Below are 22,042 nucleotides of genomic sequence, written 5' to 3' on the forward strand. Positions count from 1 at the left end.
TCTTCTATGAGTGCCCGGCTCTCGGCTTCATCTTGCGAAAGGCAAAGGCGGCGGCTGCGACGACAGCCGCGGCTCCGGCGGCAATGAGCAGGTGGTGCTGAAGGGGAAGGTGCCCCATCGTCTGCTGAATGCCATGTCCGAACAGGTAGCCGAGCGCCGTGAAAAGCTGTCCCCAGACCAGCGCGGCCACGGCATTCAGGACGACGAATTTTCCGGTTGGTATGCGCGTCGTCCCGATGACAACAGGGCTGATCGTCCGCAAGCCTATCAGGAAGCGAAACGCCAGGATGAAGCCGGTCGGATAGTTTTCCAGAAGCCTGGTCACGCGTGTCAGCGCCGGCCTTTCCATCAGCCGGCGGACGAAGCCCCATTGCCCGGCGTAGCGGCCGGCAAAAAACCACATCTGATCGGCGGCGAAGGAGCCTGCCGTGGCCGCAAACGAGGCCGACCAATAGGTGAGCAACTCGCGGTGGGATATCACGCCGCCGAGGAAAGCCGCCGTTTCGCCCTCGAAGGCGGCGCCCAGAAATATTGCCAGCAGACCGTAATGCTCGATCAGCAGTTCAATAGACACGCGGGTCCGCCTCCGGCCGCATTCACAGCTGAACCGGCTTCAAATCGGCAAGCAGCGTCGGGATCAGCTCCGACACCGTCGGGTGGATCGGCACCGACCACTGCAGCGTTGGATAGGTCGTTCCCGCGTTCATCGCATCGATGATGCCGTGGATCACCTCGTCTCCCTCGATGCCCAGGATCGCCGCGCCGAGGATCTCCTTGGTCTCGGCGTCAGCAATCACCTTCATGAAGCCTTTGGTTTCGCCGCGCTCGTTGGCGCGGCCGACACGGCTCATCGGCCGGGTCGAGACCATGATCCTGCGTCCCGAGGCGCGCGCCTGCTTCTCCGTCATGCCGACACGGCCGAGCGGCGGGTCGATATAGAGCGCGTAGGCCAGGATGCGGCTTGAGACTTTGCGGTCGTCGCCGTCGAGCAGGTTGGCGGCGGCGATCTCGAAGTCGTTGTAGGAGGTATGTGTGAAGGCGCCGTGGCCGTTGCAGTCGCCGAGCGCGAAGATGCCTTCGACATTGGTGGCGAGCTTGTCGTCGACGGTGATGTAGCCGCGTTTATCGGTGGCGACGCCGGCAGCGTCGAGCCCGAGATCGTCGGTGTTCGGTTTGCGGCCGGTAGCGATCAGCACATGGCTCGCATCGATCTGCGCCGAGCCGGCGCTGACGTTCACACCGCTGCCGTTGCGTGCAAAGCCAATGCTGCCAGCATCGGTGTGGACGCCGATGCCCTCCGAGCGCAGGATATCGGCGATCGCGTCCGATATATCCTCGTCCTCGCGCGATGCCAGCTTCGGCCCATGCTCGATCACGCTGACCTCGGCGCCGAAGCGGCGATACATCTGGGCGAATTCCAGCCCGATATAGCTGCCGCCGATCACGGCGAGGTGCCGCGGCAGGGTGTCGAGATGGATGATCGACGTGCTGGTGAGATATTCGATCTCGTCGATGCCCGGTAGCTCGGGGATGACAGGCCGTGCGCCGACATTGAGGAAGATGCGCGGGGCGGTCAGCGTCTCGCCGTTGACGCTGACGGTCTTCGGTCCCTCGAAACGGGCATGGCCGTAGATCACGCTCATGCCGTCCATGCCGTTAAACCAGCCGATCAGGCCGTTGCGGGCATTCATGGTCACGGCCTCGGCGCGGGCTCTCACCACCTTCATGTCGATACCGATCTCGCCCCGGATCTTCACGCCGTAGATGGCGCCGCTTCTTGCGACATGGGCGGCGCGGGCGCTGGCGACCAGCGTCTTCGTCGGCATGCAGCCGGCATTGACGCAGGTGCCGCCGAGGAATTTGCGCTCGATGAGCGCCACCTTCATGCCCTTTTCGGCCATGCGGGCTGCGAGGAACGGGCCGGCCTGGCCGGCGCCGATAACGATGGCGTCGAAGCTTTTCATGAGACGGCCCCCACGATCAGCACCGCCCCGATGACGGCGACGGCATCTTCAATGAGGGCGGCCGGCAGGTCCTTACCGAATGAGGTTGCGAGCCTGCCGCGAACGGCAGCGCCGCCATATGTGCCGATGACTGCGCCGATCACGCCAGCGATCAGCCCACCGAAGAGCAGGCCGCTGACCGCCCCGATCGTTGCCCCCGACAGCGCCCCCGTGACGATGCGGGCGCTGAACTGCACCGGCACCTTGCGCGACGGCGTGGAGGGCAGCTGGTCGGTGATCAGCTCGACGACGGCGAGAAGCGTCAGGATCCACGGAGTCCACTGGTACCCCATGAAGGCAAGCGGCGTCTGCGAGACATCGAACCAGCCGAGCGCCGCGCCCCAGGCGACGGCGGCCGGCGCGGTCATGGCGCGAAGGCCAGCAATGACACCGATCAGCAATGCAAGAAGCAGAAACATGCGCGATCCCCCTCTTTGCCGGCTTTTGGGCCGTCGCTAGGGAAGGTTGCACATTGTCAGGCGTGTGGCAATTCGCCCTGTCGCGTCATCAGGCTAAAGCACGTCGCGTCGGAGCTCCGAAACCGCCGCATACTTTTAGGCAACATGCATTGATTATGAGAGCGCATCAGGCCTGCTTTAGGCCTATTGAATCACTTGCCTGCTTACTTCCGCCCCACGAACAGCAAGCTTTCGTTTGATAGTCATGGCGACTTCAGCCATTACCTTTTTCGCACCGAGCCCCGACAGGTGAGTGTCGTCGGAATACAGAGGTCCGTCGCTCATAACCGTGCACTCTTTTCGGGCGCAAAGGGCATCAAATGGGTCCACGAACGTCACTGCAGGCGACAAATTTTCCGCCAGAAGCTCATTGATCTCAGCTCTTTTCGAAATAGCCGGGTTGGAAATTGGTTGCTTCAGGCATCCCGGGTCAACCCGGTAAAGCTTGCCGAAGCAACCGAGCGGAGACCCGATGCCGCCAGATGTCGGAACGCTGCCGAGAACAACCATCTGACGATTCCCGAAGGACTTCCGGAGCCGCGACACTTCTGCACCCACGAACTGATAATAGGCTTCCGGCGTCGTGACCGCCCAAGGAGCCCTGCCAGCCTCCGATAGCATCCGCACAGGATACCAATACTCGCCCAGCACGATCAAAGCGTCGGGGGCTTTGCGAATACCCTCGAATGCCTGTTTCCGCGCTTCACGGCATTGGCTGTCATAGAGTACCGGATCGTCATATCCGGTGTAGTCTCGCGTGTATTCCAGGGAAAAGAACTGGCAACTGGGGAAGGCGTAGAAGTCCACTTTGAGCCCGACCAACGCTTCCTTTGCGCCACGATAATACTGACGGGAATGTGAGTCCCCGATGAATATGACGTCGGGCTTCCGGCTCTCTGTCGAAGTGCTGCACGGCGTGCTGCAACCGCTACCCCCATATTGCGCGTCCGCTCTCCGATCTCCTCCACGAACGAACTCTCCGATAAACTCTCCACGCTCACCGAGGCGCCATAGCCAACCGTGGGATGCCAAGACCTGGAGACCGATCGCCGATACGGCAAGCGCTGCTACCACAGCACCACGCATGTAGACCCGCGGCAAAATCAAATAGCCCGCGGCGTTTCTTTTCCGGAATGGCCGCTCGACGAAGACGTACATGGCCCAGGCGATTGCAAACGTCAGGATCAGAAGAGCAACGCTCTCATGGGGAACCAGTGGCTCCGCACGTCCATATTGCCAGAACACCAGCAACGGCCAATGCGCCAGGTATAGCGAATAGCTGATCAATCCGACGGAGGCTGCTGCCTTGTTGCGCAGAAGCAGCCCAGACCACCGTGCCTGTCCGCCCCAGATAGCCAGGGCCGCTCCGACGGTCGGCACCAGCGCCGGATAAGACGGAAACAGAGTGGCTTCCGTGAAATACCGATAGGCATAGCCGATCATCGCCAAGCCGGCCAGCAATGCTGCCTCCATTGCGGCATTCGATTGTGCGACGGGTGCGAATACCAATCCTGCACCTATCGCGAATTCGAAGAACCGAAATGGCGACAGATAGAAGAGCGTCGATTGATAGGGCTCAAGCGCCAGGTTCGCGCCAAGGCTTGCGACAAAGACCAGAGCCAATGCCGCCATTGCCGCCTTCCGTCCGAACCGCAAAAGCCACACCAGCGCGAACGGCCAGACCAGATAGAACTGCTCCTCGACGCTCAGCGACCACGTATGCAACAGAGGCTTCAGGTGCGAACTGACATCGAAATAGCCATGCTCCGACCAGAACAGAATGTTCGAGCCAGAGAACACCGATGCCGCCAATGATGCGCCGAAGCCTGTCATCTGCTCCGGTGGGAAGATCAGCGCCGCAGCGACGAGAGAGCAGAGCAGCATGAAGAGCAATGCCGGGAACAGCCGGCGCATACGTCTCACATAGAACCGCTTGAACGAAAACCGCCCCTGTTCCACCTCCTCGACGATCAGCTTGGTGATCAGATACCCGCTGATGACAAAGAAAATGTCGACGCCCGCAAATCCGCCGGGGAATGGTCCGATAGAAAAGTGGAACAGAAGAACGCCCAACACGGCTATGGCGCGGAGTCCATCCAAATCGGGGCGGTAGTTCATTCTCACATGCGCATCCATTTCGAGCAGCCATATAGTAGAATCAGGCTACGCCCAAGGCCTGAAGCGCCCGAGAACCGCATACGCAGCGTTCACAGTCTCAGCTGTCGCAAAAATTTGGCGCCCGTATTTTGTCAACAGGACCGACAGCGCTGCGCGTCCTTTCGGAGACGCAAAAGACTTTATAACGATTTGAATCCACAGCGCTTTCCGAAAATCGATTCCGATGTTCGGGCCAATGCTCTAGTTCGCAAAGGCGGCAATGCCTGTTATCGCCCGTCCGATAATCAGCGCGTGGATATCGTGCGTGCCCTCGTAGGTGTTGACCACTTCGAGATTGACGAGGTGGCGGGCGATGCCGAATTCGTCGGAGATGCCGTTGCCGCCGAGCATGTCGCGGGCCGCGCGCGCGATCTCCAGCGCCTTGCCGCAGCTGTTGCGCTTGAGGATCGAGGTCAGCTCCACCGGGGGATGGCCTTCCTCCTTCATGCGGCCGAGCCGCAGGCAGCCCTGCAGGCCGAGCGAAATTTCCGCCGCCATGTCGGCGAGCTTCTTCTGGATCAGCTGGTTGGCGGCGAGCGGCCGGCCGAACTGCTTGCGCTCCAGCGTATATTGCCGCGCCCTCGCATAACAATCCTCGGCCGCGCCGAGCGCACCCCAGGCGATGCCGAAACGGGCCGAGTTCAGGCAGGTGAACGGGCCTTTGAGGCCGGTGACGCCGGGCAGCAGGTTTTCCTCCGGCACGAAGACCCCGTCCATCACCACTTCGCCTGTTATAGATGCGCGCAAGCCCACCTTGCCGTGGATGGCGGGCGCCGAAAGTCCCTTCCAGCCTTTTTCGAGGATGAAGCCGCGAATGAGGCCATCCTCGGTCTTTGCCCAGACCACGAAGATATCGGCGATCGGCGCATTGGAGATCCAGGTCTTCGAGCCGGTGAGGCTGTAGCCGCCATCGACCTTTTTGGCGCGCGTCGCCATCGAGCCGGGATCGGAGCCGTGATCTGGTTCGGTTAGGCCGAAGCAGCCGATCCATTCGCCGCTCGCAAGTTTCGGCAGGTATTTCAGCTTCTGCTCTTCGGAGCCGAAAGTCTCGATCGGCACCATGACGAGCGAGGACTGGACGCTCATCATCGAGCGGTAGCCGCTGTCGACCCGCTCGACCTCACGGGCGATCAGACCATAGGCGACGTAACCGAGGCCGGCGCCGCCGTATTCAGGTGAGATCGTCGGGCCGAGCAGGCCGAGCGCACCCATCTCCCGGAAGATATCGGGATCGGTCCTTTCGTGGCGGAAGGCATCGAGAACACGGGGCGCGAGCTTTTCCTGCGCATAGGAATGGGCGGTGTCCTGCACCATGCGCTCTTCGTCGGTCAGTTGCTCCACCAGCCGGAACGGATCGGCCCAATCGAAAACCTCGCGCGTGTGCTGCATGGCGGCGTCTCCTCATCCCCGGTTCAAGCCTGCTTGTCTCCCGGTCGGGATAGACCCGCCAGTCGACCGCGTCAACCGAGGGCGATCTGGCGAAAAGACGAGACGCGTGATCTTTTCAAAGGCGGCCGCATGATCCACTTTGCCCGCGATCGAGTCTGCAACGAGGAGGCGGAAATGTCATCAAGCGATCTGTTCGTATCGGCCGAAGGCGCCGAATGGGTCAATCCGGAGCCCGGCGTCGTCAGGCGCATCATGACCTATCTGCCCGAGATGATGATGGTGGAAGTGGCCTTCGAGAGTGGTGCGGTGGGTGCTGCCCATTCGCATCCGCACATCCAGGCAAGCTATGTCGCCGAGGGCAGCTTCGAAGTGACGATCGATGGCCGCACCGAGGTGCTGCGGCAGGGCGGCAGCTTCATCGTGCCCCCCAATCTCGTCCACGGCGTCAAGGCGCTGGAAAAGGGCCGGCTGATCGATGCATTTACCCCGCACCGGGCCGAACTCCTGAAGTAACTAGGCTTCCGGCTTTCCTCTGCGTACTGGGCCGGCGGCGGTAACATAGGGCGGGACGAAGCGCGCATCCTCGCTGCGCACGGCCTCTCGCAGGAAATCGATGACGGCGCGCACGCGCGGCGCCTGCTTCAGGTCGCGGTGGCAGGTGATCCAGTAATGGCGCTTGAGGTCGATCTCCTCGGGCAGGACGCGCACGAGTTCGGGGTAACGGCTGGCGAAGAAATAGGGCAGGATGCAGAGGCCGAGGCCGTTTCGGGTGGCAGTCAGCTGCGCGAAGATACTGGAGCTCTGGAACTGCGGCTTGATGCGCGGATGCACGTCGCCGAGATAGTCCAGGCCCGGCGCGAAGATCATCTCCTCGATATAGCTGACGAAGGGATGGTTGAGCAGGTCTTCCCGGCAGGTGATGTCAGGCGCCTTTGCCAGATACTCGCGTGAGCCGTAGATCTGCAGATGGTAGTCCGTCAGTTTCTCGGCGAAATAAGGCCCGCCCTTCGGCTCGTCGAGCACGACGGAAAGATCGGCCTCCTTGCGCGAAAGCGACATGATCTGCTGGATCGTCACCAGCTCGAGCGAGAGATGCGGGTGCTGGGCGGCAAAGCGCGGCAGCACGGTTGCAAAGAAAAAATTGGCAAAACCCTCCGGCGCGCTGAGACGCACCAGGCCGCGTTGCGCCATCGAACCGTCGGCGAGGTCGGCGCGCAGCCGCTCGGTTTCCTGCTCCATCCTCTCGGCCGTCTCGATGAAACGCGTGCCCATGGCAGTCAGCACATAGCCGCGCGGATTGCGCTCGAAGAGCTTGACCTTGAGGGTGAATTCCAGCCGGTCGATGCGGCGTGAAACGGTGGCATGGCTGGAGCGCAGCTGGCGGGCTGCCGTCGACAGCTGTCCGGTGCGGGCGACGGCTAGAAAAAACTGGAGATCGTCCCAAGTAAACTGCGGTGGATTGCTCATCGCGGTCCCATCTGTTCAAAAACGAACAGATACTGTTTGGAATTAATTGTAAACCACCGGTTGCTTCAAGGCGGAATTTCCTTGATCGTAGGCTAAGGGTCGGTCGCTCTGAGGAGTGCGGCTGGCCAAATCTGAACAGATCCGTAATCTGGCTAATCTCTGGGAGGAGAGAGTATGCGAAAGAATCTCGTTGCATCCGTTGCATTTCTGCTTGCAAGCAGCACGGCGGTGTTCGCGCAGAGCGCGACCGACGGCAAGGTCAAGATCGGCATTCTCAACGATCAGTCGGGTGTCTATGCCGATTTCGGCGGCAAGTCCTCCGTCGAAGCCGCCAAGATGGCGGTCGACGATTTCGGCGGCAAGGTGCTGGGTGTTCCTGTCGAGATCGTCGACGCCGACCACCAGAACAAGGCGGATATCGCCTCCAACATCGCCCGCCAGTGGTACGACACCGAGCAGGTGGATGCGATCATGGAATTGACGACCTCCTCCGTGGCGCTCGCCGTGCAGGCGATTGCCAAGGAGAAGAAGAAGATCGACATCGTCACGGGTGCTGCGACGACCGATCTCACCGGCAAGGCCTGCTCCCCTTATGGCTTCCATTGGGCCTACGACACGCACGCTTTGGCCGTTGGCACCGGCGGCGCGCTCGTCAAGCAAGGCGGCGACAGCTGGTTCTTCCTGACCGCCGACTATGCTTTCGGTTACTCGCTGGAGCAGCAGACCACCGATTACGTCAAGGCGAGCGGCGGCACGGTCGTCGGCTCGGTTCGCCATCCGTTGTCGACCCAGGATTTCTCGTCCTTCCTGTTGCAGGCGCAATCATCAGGCGCCAAGGTGATCGGCCTTGCCAATGCCGGTCTCGACACCTCGAACGCCATCAAGCAGGCGGCCGAATTCGGCATCACCCAGGGCGGCCAGCATCTGGCGGCACTGCTCTTCACGCTGGCCGAAGTGCACGGCCTCGGCCTCGAGGCGGCTCAAGGCCTGACGCTGACGGAAGGTTTTTACTGGAACCGCGACGACGAAAGCCGCGCCTTCGCCCAGAAATTCTTCGCCCGCACCGGCAAGATGCCGAACATGATCCACACTGGTACCTATTCGGCAGTGACGCAATATCTGAAGGCGGTGCAGAAGGCCGGTACGGACGATACTGATGCCGTCGCCAAGCTGCTGCATGAAATGCCTGTTGATGACGTCTTCGGTCGCGGCGGCACGGTCGGCGCCAACGGCCGAATGATCCACGACATGTACCTGCTGCAGGTCAAGAAGCCCGCGGAAAGCAAGGAACCGTGGGATTATTTCAACGTTCTCGCCACCATCCCCGGCAAGGAAGCCTATATCGATCCCGCCAAGAGCGGCTGCGATCTGGTGAAGTAATCACCATGGCGGTTTCCGCGATTGAAACTCAGGCAAAGCCGCGGGTGGTATTGTCCGCCCGCGGCCTGCGCCGCGACTTTGGCGGCTTCACGGCCGTCAAGAACGTCGATCTCGACGTGCATGATGCAAGCGTGCATGCGTTGATCGGCCCGAACGGCGCCGGCAAGACGACGGTCTTCAACCTGCTGACGAAGTTCCTGCAGCCGACGGCAGGCACGATCACCTTAATGGGCACCGATATCACCGGGACACCGCCCGACCGGGTGGCGCGCATGGGATTGGTGCGCTCCTTCCAGATCTCGGCGGTCTTCCCGCACCTCTCCGTTCTCGACAATGTGCGCGTGGCGCTGCAACGGCCGAACAACCTCTCAACGCAATTCTGGCGGCCGCTCTCCGCACTCGACCGGCTGAACGAGCGCGCCGAGCAGCTGCTTGCAAGCGTCGGACTGTCCAAAGAGCGCGATCATATCGCCGCCGATCTTTCCTACGGCCGCAAGCGCGTGCTGGAGATCGCCACCACGCTGGCGCTGGACCCGAAAGTGCTGCTTCTCGACGAGCCGATGGCCGGCATGGGACATGAGGATGTCGGCGTCGTTTCATCGATCATCCGCGAGGTTGCCCGCGACCGGGCGGTGCTGATGGTCGAGCACAATCTCTCCGTCGTCGCCGATATCTGCCAGCATGTGACCGTGCTGCAGCGCGGCGAGATCCTCGCCGAGGGCGATTATGCCACAGTCAGCCAGGACGAGCGCGTGCGCGTGGCCTATATGGGCACGGAGGAGCATTGATGGCCGCCCTCCTCGAAGTTCGGGGTCTCAATGCCTGGTATGGCGAAAGCCACATATTGCACGGCGTCGATATGCGCGTCGGCGAAGGCGAGACGATCACCATTCTCGGCCGCAACGGCGTTGGCAAGACGACGACGCTGCGCACCATCACCGGTATCGTGCGCGCCCGCAAGGGCAGGATCAGTTTTGCCGGCAGCGACATGATGCAGGTGCCGCTGCACAAGACGGCGCATCGGGGCATCGGCTTCGTGCCGGAGGAGCGCGGCATCTTCTCCACGCTCACCGTTTCGGAAAACCTGCTGCTGCCGCCTGTGGTGGCCGGCGGCGGCATGACGCTCGACGAGATCTACGAGCTCTTTCCCAATCTCTACGAGCGCCGCGGCAGCCCGGGCACCAAACTGTCAGGCGGCGAGCAGCAGATGCTGGCGATCGCTCGAATCCTACGCACCGGCGTTCGGCTGCTCATTCTAGACGAGCCGACGGAGGGGCTTGCCCCAGTCATCGTTCAGCGCATCGGCGAGGTGCTGAAGAAACTCAAGGAGCGCGGCATGACAATCCTGCTCGTCGAGCAGAATTTCCGTTTCGCCAGCCGTATTGCCGATCGCTTCTATCTGATGGATCATGGGCAGATGGTGTCGGAATTCCCGGTCGGCGAACTGCCGCAGCGCATGGATACGCTGCACAAGGTTCTGGGAGTGTGACCAGATGACGATGATCTTCGGCATTCCCCTGCAGGCGCTGCTCGGCCAGCTGCTGATCGGACTGATCAACGGCTCGTTCTATGCGCTGCTCAGCCTCGGCCTCGCCATCATCTTCGGCCTGCTGCGGGCGATCAACTTCGCCCACGGCGCGCAATATATGCTCGGTGCCTTCGTGGCCTACCTGTTGCTCACCTATGCCGGTATCGGCTACTGGCCGTCGCTGATCCTGGCGCCTGTCATTGTCGGCCTTGCCGGCGCGGTCATCGAACGGCTGTTCCTGCGCCGGCTCTACGATCTCGACCCGCTCTACGGCCTGCTCTTCACCTTCGGCCTGGCGCTCGCCGTCGAGGGCACCTTCCGCTATCTCTACGGCTCGTCCGGCCAGCCTTACGCGACGCCATCAGCCCTTGCCGGCGGGGCAAACCTCGGCTTCATGTTCCTGCCGATCTATCGCGGCTGGGTGGTCGTCGTCTCGCTCGTCGTCTGCATCGGCACATGGCTACTGATCGAGAAAACCAAGCTCGGCGCCTATCTCAGGGCGGCCACAGAAAACGCCGTGCTGGTGCAGGTTTTCGGCGTGAACGTGCCGGTGCTGCTGACGCTCACCTACGCGCTCGGCGCCGGCCTTGCGGCTTTTGCCGGGGTGCTCGCGGCGCCGATCTACCAGGTTTCGCCGCTGATGGGCTCGAACATGATCATCGTCGTCTTCGCCGTGGTCGTCGTCGGCGGCATGGGATCGATCATGGGCGCGATCATCACCGGCTATGTGCTCGGCATCGCCGAAGGGCTGACCAAGGTCTTCTATCCCGAGGCCTCCAACATCGTGATCTTCGTCATCATGGCGATCGTGCTTCTCATCAGGCCCGCGGGCCTCTTCGGCCGGGATGCCTGATATGACCGACATCACAGACACCATTCAAACGGAGAAAAGCCGCACCGCCTTTTCGGTGCAGGCGGGTTTCCTGCTCGTGGGGCTGCTGCTCCTGCTCTTGGCGCCGTTCTTCTTCTACCCGATCTTCCTGATGAAGCTGCTCTGCTTCGCGCTCTTTGCCTGCGCCTTCAACCTGCTGCTCGGCTATACCGGCCTGCTTTCCTTCGGCCATGCCACCTTCTTCGGCGGTGCTGCCTATTTCACCGCCTATACGGTGAAATCATGGGGTCTGCCGCCGGAACTCGGTATCCTGATCGGGGTGGCGGGGGCATCATTTCTCGGCCTCGTCATGGGCTTTTTCGCCATCCGCCGTCAGGGCATCTATTTCGCGATGATCACGCTGGCGCTGTCGCAGATGTTCTTCTTCTTCTGCCTGCAAGCGAAATTCACCGAAGGTGAGGACGGCATCCAGTCCGTGCCCCGCGGCCATCTCTTCGGCTTCATCGATCTGAACAGCTCGACCAACATGTATTATTTCGTGCTGGCCGTTTTCATCATCGGCGTGCTGATCATCTGGCGCTTCATCAATTCGCCCTTCGGCATGATCCTGAAATCGATCCGCGAAAACGAGCAGCGAGCGATCTCGCTCGGCTATTCCGTGGCGCGCTACAAACTCGGCGCCTTCGTCATGTCGGCTGCCCTTGCAGGGCTCGCGGGTGCAGTGAAATCGATCGTCTTCCAGTTCGCGACGCTGACCGATGTCGCCTGGCAGATGTCGGGCGAGGTGATCCTGATGACGCTGCTCGGCGGCATCGGCACGCTGATCGGCCCGCTCTTCGGCGCCGGGCTGGTGGTGGCGCTGGAAAACTACCTTGCCACGTCGGAATTCCCGGTGACGATCATCACCGGCATCGTCTTCATGGTCTGCGTGCTGATCTTCCGCCGCGGCATCATCGGCGAGTTCTATGCCTCGCGGCTGGGACGCAAACTGGGCTTCGTCTATCGCCGCTGAACGGGCGGACCTCTCTTTTATCGGGAAAGAATCTCTCTTTCCCGATAAAAGAGACGGGCGGCGGCGCTGCGACTCTCCCTTTCCCCGTCCTGCGGGGAAAGGGAACGGAAGCATTGGGAGTTCGTGCGGGGCATGGATCGTTACGACTACATCATCATCGGGGCGGGCAGCGCCGGCTGCGTGCTTGCCAACCGGTTGTCGGCGGATGGCCGGAGCCGTGTGCTGCTGCTCGAAGCCGGCGGCAGCGACAATTACCACTGGATCCATATTCCCGTGGGTTATCTCTATTGCATCAACAATCCGCGCACCGACTGGTGCTTCACCACGGCGCCGGAAGCGGGGCTGAACGGCCGGGCGCTGAGTTATCCCCGTGGCAAGGTCCTCGGCGGCTCCTCGTCGATCAACGGCATGATCTACATGCGCGGCCAGGCCCGCGATTACGACCTCTGGCGGCAGATGGGCTGCAGCGGCTGGGGATGGGACGATATTTTGCCCTTCTTTCGGAAGTCCGAGGATTTCTATCGCGGCGCGGACGACATGCATGGCGCGGGCGGCGAATGGCGCATCGAGAAGGCGCGCGTGCGCTGGGCCGTGCTCGACGCCTTCCAGCAGGCGGCCAAGGAAGCGGGCATTCCGGAGACGGCGGATTTCAACCGCGGCAGCAATGAGGGGTCCGGCTATTTCGACGTCAACCAGCGTTCCGGCGTCCGCTGGAATACCTCGAAGGCTTTCCTGCGCCCGGCGATTAAGCGCGCCAATTTGACCGTGCTCACCAAGGCGCAGGTTCGACGGCTTCTGGTGGAGGAGGGTGCCGTCGCCGGCGTCGAGTTCCAGCATGACGGCGTGGCCAAACGCGCCTATGCGGCGAAAGAAACCGTCCTTTCCGCCGGTTCGATCGGTTCGCCGCATATTCTGGAACTGTCCGGCATCGGCAGGGGCGAAGTGCTGCGCCAGGCGGGCGTCGATGTCGTCGCCGAGGTGAAGGGTGTCGGCGAGAACCTGCAGGACCATCTGCAACTGCGCCTCGCCTATAAGGTGACGGGCGTTCCGACGCTGAACGAGAAGGCGACGAAACTGATCGGCAAGGCGGCGATCGGGCTCGAATATCTCGTCCGCCGCTCCGGGCCGATGGCGATGGCGCCGAGCCAGCTCGGTATCTTCACCCGCTCGGGTCCGGACCGGGAAACGCCTGATCTGCAATATCACGTGCAGCCCGTATCGCTGGAAAAGTTCGGTGATCCCGTCCACCCTTTCCCGGCGATCACGGCGAGCGTCTGCAATCTCAGGCCCGAAAGCCGGGGTTCTGTGCACCTATCGAGCCCGGATTTCGCCGCCCAGCCGACGATCAGCCCTAAATACCTCTCGACGCAGCGCGATCGTGACATAGCTGTCCGTTCGATACGGTTGACGCGCAGGATCGTGGCGCAGCCCTCGTTTGCTCGTTTCAGGCCCGAAGAATTCAAGCCGGGGCCGGCCTATCAGACGGAGGCCGATCTGGAGCGCGCGGCGGGCGATATCGGCACCACGATCTTCCATCCCGTCGGCACGTGCCGCATGGGCGCCGACAGGGACAGCGTCGTCGATCCCAGGCTGAAACTTCGGGCGCTCGGCAAGCTCAGGATTGCCGATGCCTCGGTGATGCCGTCGATCACGTCGGGCAACACCAATTCGCCGACGATCATGATCGCCGAAAAGGCGGCCGCGATGATCCTCGAAGACAATCGATAGGGAGAAGACCATGGCAAGGATTGCATTCATCGGATTGGGCAACATGGGTGGCCCGATGGCGGCCAATCTCGTCAAATCAGGTCACGAGGTTCTCGGCTTCGATCTCGCGGCTTCCGTGTTGAAGGCGGCCGAGGAGAGCGGCGTCAAGCCGGCGAGCCATGTCAGCCAGGCGGTCAAGGACGCTGAGATCATTATCACCATGCTGCCGCAAGGCAGACACGTGCTGACGGCCTGGACCGATATTCTGCAGTCCGCCGCGCAAGGCACGCTGGTCATCGATTGCTCCACAATCGATGTCGAGAGCAGCCGCAAGGCGCACGAGATGGCCAAGGTTGCAGGCTGCCTGTCGCTCGACGCGCCCGTCTCCGGCGGCACGGGCGGGGCGAGCGCGGGCACGCTGACCTTCATGGCCGGCGGCTCGCAAGAGGCGTTCGCCAAGGCGAAGCCGATCCTCGAGGGCATGGGAAAGAAGATCGTCCATTGCGGCGAGGCGGGTGCCGGCCAGGCGGCGAAGATCTGCAACAATATGATCCTCGGCATTTCGATGGTCGGCGTCTGCGAAGCCTTCGTGCTTGCCGAGAAACTCGGCCTGTCGCATCAGGCGCTGTTCGACGTCGCCTCCACCTCATCGGGGCAGTGCTGGTCGATCAATACCTATTGCCCGGTGCCGGGACCCGTGCCGACCTCGCCTGCGAACAATGGCTATAAACCAGGTTTTGCCGCCGCACTGATGCTGAAGGATCTCAGGCTCTCGCAGGAAGCGGCGCTCGCAAGCGGCGCCTCCACGCCGCTCGGTGCGGAGGCCGCTCAGCTTTACGCGCTCTTCGAAAAGCTGGGCAATGGCGGCAGGGATTTTTCAGCCATCATCGAGATGTTCCGCGAGAAGGTGTAACCGACGGCTGTCGAGCCGCCATCAATCGACCTTGGACACCGAAAAACCGAGCCTGATGTCGCCGAAGAGAATGTCGATCTCACCGGGTCCGGTCAGTTCGACCGCGCCGCTCAACGTGCCTGTGGTGACGAGCGCGCCTGCCTTCAGCGATGCTTCGGGACGCGAGCCGTTATTGGCGTAGTCGACGAGCCAGGTGAGAACATCGCCCTTCGGATGCTGCGCCGGACCATCATAGATCGTGCGGCCGGCATGGGTAACCCTGAGGGGCGTGCCGCCGGCAGTATCGACGACGCTTTTGTCGACCTTGGGGCCGAGCACATAGCCGCTATTGCCGAGGCGGTCGGCGAGGAACAGCGGAAAGGAGATGCCGCCGCTTTCCCTGACGGCGCTGACCAGCAGTTCGGCGCCGAGATGGACAGCGGAGATGGCCTCGACCACTTCGGCGCGGCTGTATGGTCTCTCGGGGCGGATGGGCAGATCCTTGCCGAGGCGCACGGCGACCTCGGTTTCGAATTTCAGGCCCGGATACCAGCGAATGCTGGCGCCCGAGACAGCTTCGACATAGGGGTGCAGCGGTCCGGCGACCCCCTGGCCCTGCGGCGAGGCCGTCACCTTCCAGGCATTGCTGGAAATGCCATCCGCGGCGGCGAGAAAATTCTGCGTCTCCATCGCTTGATGCAGGTCGGCCGGCAGCGTGAACGTGCTCGTTGTCTCCTGCCTGCCGGCTTGGCGCAGGCCGTGAAGCCTGGCCGCAAGGGCGCGCGGATCGAATGTGTCTGTCATGGCATCTCCTCGAGTGATTTTCGAGGTGCACACTAACCGCAAGGTCCGGCCGAGCAAGATCGTTTTGGAAAGAATCCTACTCCATCGCCGCGTACCAGCGATGGCGATAAGCGGCCAGTCCCTGGATATCGGCCGGCGGAAACTGCGTCTCGCTGCCTGATACCGGCCGGATGCCGGTGAGAAGCGCTGCACCCTGGCTGGTGCCGGTTGTCCCGGGAAGGGCCAGGACCTCGCGGCCGACCAGCGCCGCAAGCAGCTTGAGATAGATCTCGTTCAGGGCAAAAGGCCCTTCGACGATCACTGGGCCTTTGGCGCCGATCAGCCCGAGGCAGGCGTCAGTCATCAACGCAAGATAAAGGCAGGCGCTAGCATGGCGTTCCTCGCGGCTTGCTTCCTCCGCGCCCTCCCAGCGGCCTGCCTTGTCAGGAAAAGGTCCGGAACCGGGAGCGATGTTCGGCAGCAGCATCATGCCCTTTGCGATCACAGCCCCGATCGCTGCCTGAGCATTCTTTTCGTCGACATTGCCGATCTCGGCTGAGAGGATCTCGAACTCCCGCCCACCCATGAAACGAGAGGAGGGAACAGCGCGGCCATAGGCATCGACATTGGCGAGCGCATCGCGTTTCGAATCGAGATGATCGAGATCGCCGCCGACGCCGAAACTGATGACCCAGGTGCCCGTGGAGACGACGGCGAAGGGCGCCTCGCGATGGACGAGGTGCGGCAGCAGCGACGCGTTGGAATCATGGATGCCGCAATAGACCGGCACCGGCGCTGCAAGGCCGAGTTCGGCGGCGATATCAGGCAGGACCGGGCCGAGCGCATCGAAGGCGGAACGGATCGGCGCCATCAGGTCGCGGATGCCAAGCCTGTCGACCAGCGAAGAATAGCTGCCGACCTTCGGATTCCAGAGGTCGGTGTGGCAACCGAGCGAGGTCAGCTCGTTGGCGGCAACGCCGGTCAGCCGTGCCGCCCAATACTGCGCGTAGGTGAGGATGGCAGCGACTCTGGCGAATTCTTCGGGAAAGGCGGTTTTCTGGTAATGCAGCTGCGCGCCGACATTGAGGCCCATCGAGAGGCGCGGCGAGAAGGTTTCGTCGAAGGAGGGACGCAGTTGTGCATAGGCGTCGCGGATCTCCTGCGGATATTCGTGTTCGTAATCGATCACAGGCATGGCAAGCGTGCCGTCCTCGCCGATGAGCGCGGCGGCGGCGCCGTGGGTGGTGATCGAAATGGCGTCGAAACCGGGCTCCCGCGCAAGGTTCTTCAGCGCGTCGAGTGCGAAGGACCAGAGAGCCTCTATGTCGTAATGCGGGTAAGGGCCGGTCTTGATCGCAACGTTCGGCCGCTTCAGGACAGCGATCTCGGCGCCCGTCCCACTGTCGAGCACGACGACCTTGGCATTGGTCTTGCCGATATCGAGGACGGCGATGCGGCGATAGGAGGGGGCGTTCATGGCATGTGGAAGAGGGTGACGAGTTCGCCTTGAACAGGCGAATTGTCGGGATTGGTCGCCATGATATCGGCCATATGAGCCCACCATTTCTTCATGACCGGATGTTCCGGCAGGCTCGCCATCGTGTGGTCGGCGGGCCGCGTCAACACGCCGAACAGCGTGTTGGTCTCGCGGTCGAGATGGATGGAATAGTCGCTGGCGCCTGACTGGTGCAGGAGATCGACCAGTTCCGGCCAGATCTCGTCATGCCGCTTGCGATACTCGGCTTCCATGCCGGGATTGAGCTGCATCTTGAAGGCGTGTTTTTCTAGCGTCATCGGGAGCTCATGGCTTTGATACGGCGGGCGATGATCGGAATGGCGATGGTGATGATGAGAAGCAGCCCGATGAAGATCGACATAACGATGCCGGGCACGTTCAAGAGGCCGAGGCCGAAGGTGACGAGGCCCATGACGAAGGCGGCGATGACGACGCCGCCGATCGTGCCGGAACCGCCGAGGATCGAGATGCCGCCGAGCACGACCATGGTGACGACCTCGAGCTCCCAGCCCTGCGCGATCGACGGCCGCGTCGAACCGAGGCGGGAGGTGAGGCAGACGGCGGCGACGCCGCTCATGATGCCGGTCAGCAGGAAGAGGATGAATTTGACGCGCTCGACGGGGATGCCGGAGAAGCGGGCGGCAAAATCATTGTTGCCGATCGCATAGACCTGCCGGCCGAAATTCGTCGCATGCAGCAGGATCGCGAAGAGGATCGCCAGCACGATGAACAGCACGAATTCGAAGGAGAACACCCAGACGACATAACCCTGGCCGAAATAGGCGAAATCGGCCGGGTATTTGCCATAGGCCTGGTCGCCGAGCACGATGTAGGAAATGCCGCGGAACAGGCTCATCGTGCCGATGGTGACGACGATCGACGGCAGCTTCAGCACCGAAACGAGGACGCCGTTGAAGATGCCGCAGGCAAGGCCGGTGCCGATCCCGATGAGGACGAGGCCCGGGGTGCCGATGCCGACCTGCGCTGCCGCCCCCATTGCCGTCGAGGCGAGCGCGATGATCGCGGCGACCGAGAGGTCGATCTCGCCTGATATGACGAGCAGCGCCATGGCGAAAGCGATCATCGCCTTTTCGGTGAAGTTGAAGGTGGCGTCCGAGAGGTTCCAGGCGTCGAGGAAGTAGGGCGAGGCCAGCGAATTGAAGATGAAGATCAGCACGGCCACGGCAAAGAGCAGCACTTCCCAGCTCGCGAGGATGCGGCGAAAGGGCGTGCCGAGGCGGTCGGGGATGATGCGCTTTTCGGATGTCTGCTTGCCTGGAGGGGCGGAAACCATGCTCATGCTGCAACCTCCGCTGCTGCGCGGTCACGCAGGATGATGCGGCCGCGATTGCGTTCGCGCCGGGCGTTGAAGACGACGGCGAGAATGATGACGGTTCCCGAGATCGCCATTTGGGTGAAGGGCGAAATGCCGATGACGGGCAGGGCGTTCTTGATGACGCCGAGGAAGAGTGCGCCGAGCACGGTGCCGGCGACCGAGCCGACGCCGCCGGCAATCGAAATGCCGCCGATCACACAGGCCGCGACGCTATCGAGCTCGAAACCATTGGCGATATCGACATAGGCGACCGCATAACGCGAGACCCAGAGATAGCTGGAAAGACCGGCAAGCGCCCCCGAAAGCACGAAGGCGAGAAATTTGGTCTTGCCCGTATCGATGCCGGCATAGACGGCAGCCGTCGGATTGCCGCCGGTCGCATAGGCCGAGCGGCCGAACTGGCTGTAGCGCAGCAGCATATACATCAGCGCGACGATGATGATCGCAACCCAGCTAAGGACCGGTAGGCCGAGGATCGGCGTGCGGGGGACCGAGAGGAAGATCGGCGTCATCTGGTGCGCATTCACCCAGGCGCCGCCGGAGAGCACGAAGGCCATGCCGCGATAGATGGTGAGCGTGCCGAGGGTCACGACGATCGGCGGGATTTCAAGGCGCCAGACAAGGAAGCCGTTGATCGAACCGAGGGCGGCGCCGATCACGATCGCAGCAAGGATCAGCGCGATCAGCGGCAGGCCGGGAAACGCGGCGTTCATCATCGCAATGGCCATGCCGGTAAAGGCAAGATTGGCGGCAACCGAGAGATCGATCGATTTCGTCAGGATGACCGTCATCTGGGCAAGCGCCAGGATGATGAGGATCGCCGTGTCGTTGAAGATGCCGGCGAGATTATCAGGTGAGGCGAAATCGGCAGCGCGCGTCGAGAAGACGGCGATCATCACAACGATGATGGCGAAGAGCAGGGTTTCGCGTTTTCTGATCAGTTTGGCCATGCCCATCACCTCATGCATTTCCGGTCGCCGCGCGCACGAGCGCTTCCGGCGAAAGCTGATTGCGCTCGAAGAGCCCGGCCGACAGGCCTTCCTTCATGACCAGAACGCGATCCGACATGCCGATGATTTCGGGCAGTTCGGAAGAGATCATGATGATGGAGAGGCCTTCTGCGGCAAGTTCGCTGATAAAGCCATGGACGGCGGCCTTCGAGCCGATGTCGATGCCCTTGGTTGGCTCATCTAGGATGATGACCTTGGGCATGGTGGCAAGCCATTTGCCGATGACGACCTTCTGCTGGTTGCCGCCGGACAGTGTACCCACAGGCACGGAAAGGGCAGCTGCGCGCAGATCCAGCCGCTCGGCATATTTGCGGGCGAGCGCGAATTCCTGCGCCGCCTGCAGAAAGCCCTTGCGTGAGGTGCGCGTCAGGGACGGCAGCGTCATGTTCTGATAGATCGGCATCGGCAGCGCCAGGCCATGGCGGCCGCGTTCTTCCGGCACGTAGACGATGCCGGCTCTGATGGCATCGTGCGGCGAGTTGATCAAAATTTCCCGTCCTTCGAGAACAAGCCTGCCGGAGAGCGGCCTGGTGATGCCGAAGAGCGATTGCGCGAGCTCCGAGCGTCCGGCGCCGATCAGGCCGTAAACGCCGAGGATCTCGCCTTTGCGCAGCGTCAGCGAAATATCGCGGAATTCCGTGCGGTGGCAGTATTTTTCGACTTCGAGCACCGGGCCGCCGATGGCGACCTCGGTCTTCGGAAATACGTTCTCGACGTCGCGGCCGACCATCATCCGGACGATTTCGTCCTGCGGCGTTTCCTTGAGCCGGCCCTGGCCGACGGCGCGGCCGTCGCGGAAGACCACGAAGTCGTCGGCAATCTCATAAAGTTCGTCGAACTTGTGGCTGATGAAGAGGATCGCCTTACCCTGTTCCTTCAGGCCCCGGACGATGCGGAAGAGATCGTCGATCTCCTTGCGGGAGAGAGCGGCGGTCGGCTCGTCCATGATGACGATGCGGGCCTCGATCGACAAAGCGCGCGCGATCGCCACCAGATGGCGCTGCGCGATCGAGAGGTCCTTCAACCGGATCGTCGGATCGATATTGCTTTCAAGGGCGGTCAGCAAAGCCCTGGAGCGGCTGTTCATCGCCTGCCAGTCAATGGTGCGCAAACGCGTGCGCGGCGCATGACCGAGGAAGATGTTTTCGGCAACCGTCAGCTCGTCGAAAAGCACGGTTTCCTGGTGGATGGCGGTGACGCCCGCATCGATCGCGGCCTGGGCGCTGGCAAAGGTCACCGGCCGGCCGTCGACCAGGATCTCGCCTTCGTTCGGCCAGTAGATGCCGGTCAGGATCTTGACGAGTGTCGATTTGCCGGCGCCGTTTTCGCCGATCAGCGCCGTCACCTTGCCGGGATAGAGCGCGATGCTGACATTATCGAGCGCCTTCACGCCCGGGAAAATCTGCGAAATGCCGCGCATTTCCAGAATGGCAGTTGCGTCGTCAGGTTTTGGATCCGAGACGGGGTGTTGAAGGGCAGGGGTCATCAGCAAGCTTACCACCATCGAAAGAGAAGCCCGGCGGCAGAGCCGCCGGGTGTCCGTTCATGATCTCTGCAATCAGAAGACCTTGGAGAACTGGTCGATGTTCGAGGCATTGTAGACGAAGGGGTCGGCCATAGCGGCTTCGCCATTGTCGCCAATCTTGATCTTGCCCATGCGGCCGGCTGCGATTTCGCTGCCCGGCTTGCCGTCGGCATCACCCTTTGCCAGGTGATAGGCGATCTGCGTTGCAGAGTAGCCGAGGTCGATCGGGTTCCAGATAGCGAACTCCTTGGTGGCACCCGACTTGATCGCGCCAGCCATTTCAGAGGGCAGGCCGAGACCGGTGACGTAGACCTTGCCAACCAGGCCCTTGTCTTCGACGACCTTGGAGGCAGCGAGAACGCCGACCGTCGTCGGAGCGACGATGACCTTGACGTTCGGGTTCGACTTCAGCAGACCTTCGGCTTCACGATAGGACTTGTCCGAGAGGTCGTCGCCGTAAACCGTGGTGACGAGATTGAGGCCCGGGAAATCCTTGAGCTGCTTCTTCATCTGGTCGATCCAGATGTTCTGGTTGGTCGAAGTGGTCGTTGCCGACAGGATGGCGAAGTCACCCTTGCCACCGTCGAGGTGGTCCTTGGCGAGCGTCAGGCACATCTTGCCGATCAGCTCGTTGGACGACGGGTTGAGCTGCAGGATGCGGCCTTCCGGCGCGACGCCGGAATCCCAGGAGATGACCTTGATGCCGCGCTGGGCAGCCTTCTTCAGGGCCGGAACGAGCGCATCCGGATCGTTGGCCGAAACGGCGATAGCGTCAACGCCCTGGGCGATCAGCGAGTTGATGACTTCGATCTGGCCTTCGGCCGTCGTGGTCGTCGGACCGGTGTAGATCACTTCCACGCCGCCGAGTTCCTTGGCTGCTTCCTGGGCGCCCTTGTTGGCGGCATCGAAGAAACCGTTGCCGAGCGACTTCACGACGAGGCCGATCTTGATGTCCTTGGCGCTTGCCGTGCCGGCCATCATGGCGACGGCCAGCGCTACGCCGAGCGCAAGTGTCTTTGCGAGTTTCATGTCATTTTCCTCCCATTA

At 62.0% G+C, this 22,042-nt stretch carries 21 protein-coding genes; 8 read left to right on the top strand and 13 right to left on the bottom strand.

Annotated elements, in window-relative coordinates:
* Window positions 1-4 precede the first annotated feature (4 nt).
* The 5 genes from EFB14_RS07600 to EFB14_RS07620 all read right to left on the bottom strand — a co-directional run bounded on the left by EFB14_RS07600 (window position 5) and on the right by EFB14_RS07620 (window position 6,007).
* A complete protein-coding gene (locus EFB14_RS07600; RefSeq protein WP_126824085.1) occupies window positions 5-574 on the bottom strand; it encodes a DedA family protein in 570 nt (189 codons plus the stop codon).
* A 22-nt stretch (window positions 575-596) separates the two neighbouring features.
* Window positions 597-1,964, bottom strand: a complete 1,368-nt coding sequence (locus EFB14_RS07605) for an FAD-containing oxidoreductase (protein WP_126824088.1) — start codon at window positions 1,962-1,964, stop codon at window positions 597-599.
* On the bottom strand, window positions 1,961-2,422 hold the full coding sequence (locus tag EFB14_RS07610) for a DUF4126 family protein (RefSeq protein WP_126824091.1): 462 nt from the start codon (window positions 2,420-2,422) through the stop codon (window positions 1,961-1,963). The genes EFB14_RS07605 and EFB14_RS07610 overlap by 4 nt, the downstream gene beginning before the upstream one ends.
* Before the next feature lie 183 nt (window positions 2,423-2,605).
* Entirely contained in the window at window positions 2,606-4,579 is a 1,974-nt protein-coding gene (locus EFB14_RS07615) for an acyltransferase family protein (protein ID WP_164737501.1), read from the bottom strand.
* Between the two features lie 240 nt (window positions 4,580-4,819).
* Window positions 4,820-6,007 carry an acyl-CoA dehydrogenase gene (locus tag EFB14_RS07620; RefSeq protein WP_126824098.1) on the bottom strand — a complete coding sequence of 396 codons (1,188 nt, stop codon included), beginning with the start codon at window positions 6,005-6,007 and terminating at the stop codon, window positions 4,820-4,822.
* Between the two features lie 174 nt (window positions 6,008-6,181).
* Here EFB14_RS07620 and EFB14_RS07625 point away from each other — a divergent pair, with 174 nt between their 5' ends.
* Window positions 6,182-6,520 carry a cupin domain-containing protein gene (locus EFB14_RS07625; protein WP_126824101.1) on the top strand — a complete coding sequence of 113 codons (339 nt, stop codon included), beginning with the start codon at window positions 6,182-6,184 and terminating at the stop codon, window positions 6,518-6,520.
* Here the strand turns inward: EFB14_RS07625 and EFB14_RS07630 are convergent, their stop codons facing one another.
* The gene (locus EFB14_RS07630; protein ID WP_126824104.1) at window positions 6,521-7,474 is read right to left on the bottom strand and encodes a LysR family transcriptional regulator; all 954 of its coding nucleotides are present in this window, start codon (window positions 7,472-7,474) and stop codon (window positions 6,521-6,523) included.
* 174 nt (window positions 7,475-7,648) lie between these two features.
* Between EFB14_RS07630 and EFB14_RS07635 the strand changes: the two genes are divergently transcribed.
* From EFB14_RS07635 to mmsB, 7 genes are all read left to right on the top strand, one after another.
* Window positions 7,649-8,854, top strand: coding sequence for an ABC transporter substrate-binding protein (locus EFB14_RS07635; protein WP_126824107.1), 1,206 nt, complete (start codon window positions 7,649-7,651; stop codon window positions 8,852-8,854).
* A gap of 5 nt (window positions 8,855-8,859) precedes the next feature.
* A complete protein-coding gene (locus EFB14_RS07640; RefSeq protein ID WP_126824110.1) occupies window positions 8,860-9,642 on the top strand; it encodes an ABC transporter ATP-binding protein in 783 nt (260 codons plus the stop codon).
* Window positions 9,642-10,343, top strand: a complete 702-nt coding sequence (locus EFB14_RS07645) for an ABC transporter ATP-binding protein (RefSeq protein ID WP_126824114.1) — start codon at window positions 9,642-9,644, stop codon at window positions 10,341-10,343. Before EFB14_RS07640 ends, EFB14_RS07645 begins: the two co-directional genes overlap by 1 nt.
* 4 nt (window positions 10,344-10,347) lie before the next feature.
* Window positions 10,348-11,235, top strand: coding sequence for a branched-chain amino acid ABC transporter permease (locus EFB14_RS07650; protein ID WP_126824117.1), 888 nt, complete (start codon window positions 10,348-10,350; stop codon window positions 11,233-11,235).
* 1 nt (window position 11,236) lies between these two features.
* Window positions 11,237-12,226: a branched-chain amino acid ABC transporter permease gene (locus EFB14_RS07655; protein WP_126824120.1), complete on the top strand. Its 990-nt coding sequence runs from the start codon at window positions 11,237-11,239 to the stop codon at window positions 12,224-12,226.
* A 132-nt stretch (window positions 12,227-12,358) separates the two neighbouring features.
* Window positions 12,359-13,954, top strand: coding sequence for a GMC family oxidoreductase (locus EFB14_RS07660; RefSeq protein WP_126824123.1), 1,596 nt, complete (start codon window positions 12,359-12,361; stop codon window positions 13,952-13,954).
* A 10-nt stretch (window positions 13,955-13,964) separates the two neighbouring features.
* Window positions 13,965-14,846 carry a 3-hydroxyisobutyrate dehydrogenase gene (gene mmsB, locus EFB14_RS07665; RefSeq protein WP_126824126.1) on the top strand — a complete coding sequence of 294 codons (882 nt, stop codon included), beginning with the start codon at window positions 13,965-13,967 and terminating at the stop codon, window positions 14,844-14,846.
* Window positions 14,847-14,867: 21 nt separating this feature from the next.
* Here mmsB and EFB14_RS07670 read toward each other — a convergent pair whose 3' ends face one another.
* The 7 genes from EFB14_RS07670 to rhaS all read right to left on the bottom strand — a co-directional run bounded on the left by EFB14_RS07670 (window position 14,868) and on the right by rhaS (window position 22,024).
* Window positions 14,868-15,629 (bottom strand): fumarylacetoacetate hydrolase family protein, encoded by a 762-nt coding sequence (locus tag EFB14_RS07670; protein ID WP_126824129.1) that lies wholly within the window; start codon window positions 15,627-15,629, stop codon window positions 14,868-14,870.
* A gap of 76 nt (window positions 15,630-15,705) precedes the next feature.
* Window positions 15,706-17,085 carry an FGGY-family carbohydrate kinase gene (locus EFB14_RS07675; protein ID WP_126824132.1) on the bottom strand — a complete coding sequence of 460 codons (1,380 nt, stop codon included), beginning with the start codon at window positions 17,083-17,085 and terminating at the stop codon, window positions 15,706-15,708.
* Window positions 17,082-17,402, bottom strand: coding sequence for an L-rhamnose mutarotase (gene rhaM, locus EFB14_RS07680; protein ID WP_126824135.1), 321 nt, complete (start codon window positions 17,400-17,402; stop codon window positions 17,082-17,084). The genes EFB14_RS07675 and rhaM overlap by 4 nt, the downstream gene beginning before the upstream one ends.
* Window positions 17,399-18,424 (bottom strand): ABC transporter permease, encoded by a 1,026-nt coding sequence (locus EFB14_RS07685; protein ID WP_126824139.1) that lies wholly within the window; start codon window positions 18,422-18,424, stop codon window positions 17,399-17,401. The genes rhaM and EFB14_RS07685 overlap by 4 nt, the downstream gene beginning before the upstream one ends.
* Complete coding sequence (locus EFB14_RS07690; protein ID WP_126824141.1) at window positions 18,421-19,410, bottom strand: ABC transporter permease; 990 nt, start codon at window positions 19,408-19,410, stop codon at window positions 18,421-18,423. Before EFB14_RS07690 ends, EFB14_RS07685 begins: the two co-directional genes overlap by 4 nt.
* Before the next feature lie 10 nt (window positions 19,411-19,420).
* Window positions 19,421-20,956, bottom strand: a complete 1,536-nt coding sequence (locus tag EFB14_RS07695; protein WP_126824146.1) for a sugar ABC transporter ATP-binding protein — start codon at window positions 20,954-20,956, stop codon at window positions 19,421-19,423.
* 72 nt (window positions 20,957-21,028) lie between these two features.
* Window positions 21,029-22,024, bottom strand: a complete 996-nt coding sequence (gene rhaS, locus EFB14_RS07700) for a rhamnose ABC transporter substrate-binding protein (RefSeq protein WP_126824149.1) — start codon at window positions 22,022-22,024, stop codon at window positions 21,029-21,031.
* Window positions 22,025-22,042: the final 18 nt, after the last annotated feature.

The sequence above is a fragment of the Rhizobium fabae genome, assembly GCF_003985135.1.
GTDB lineage: Bacteria > Pseudomonadota > Alphaproteobacteria > Rhizobiales > Rhizobiaceae > Rhizobium > Rhizobium pisi.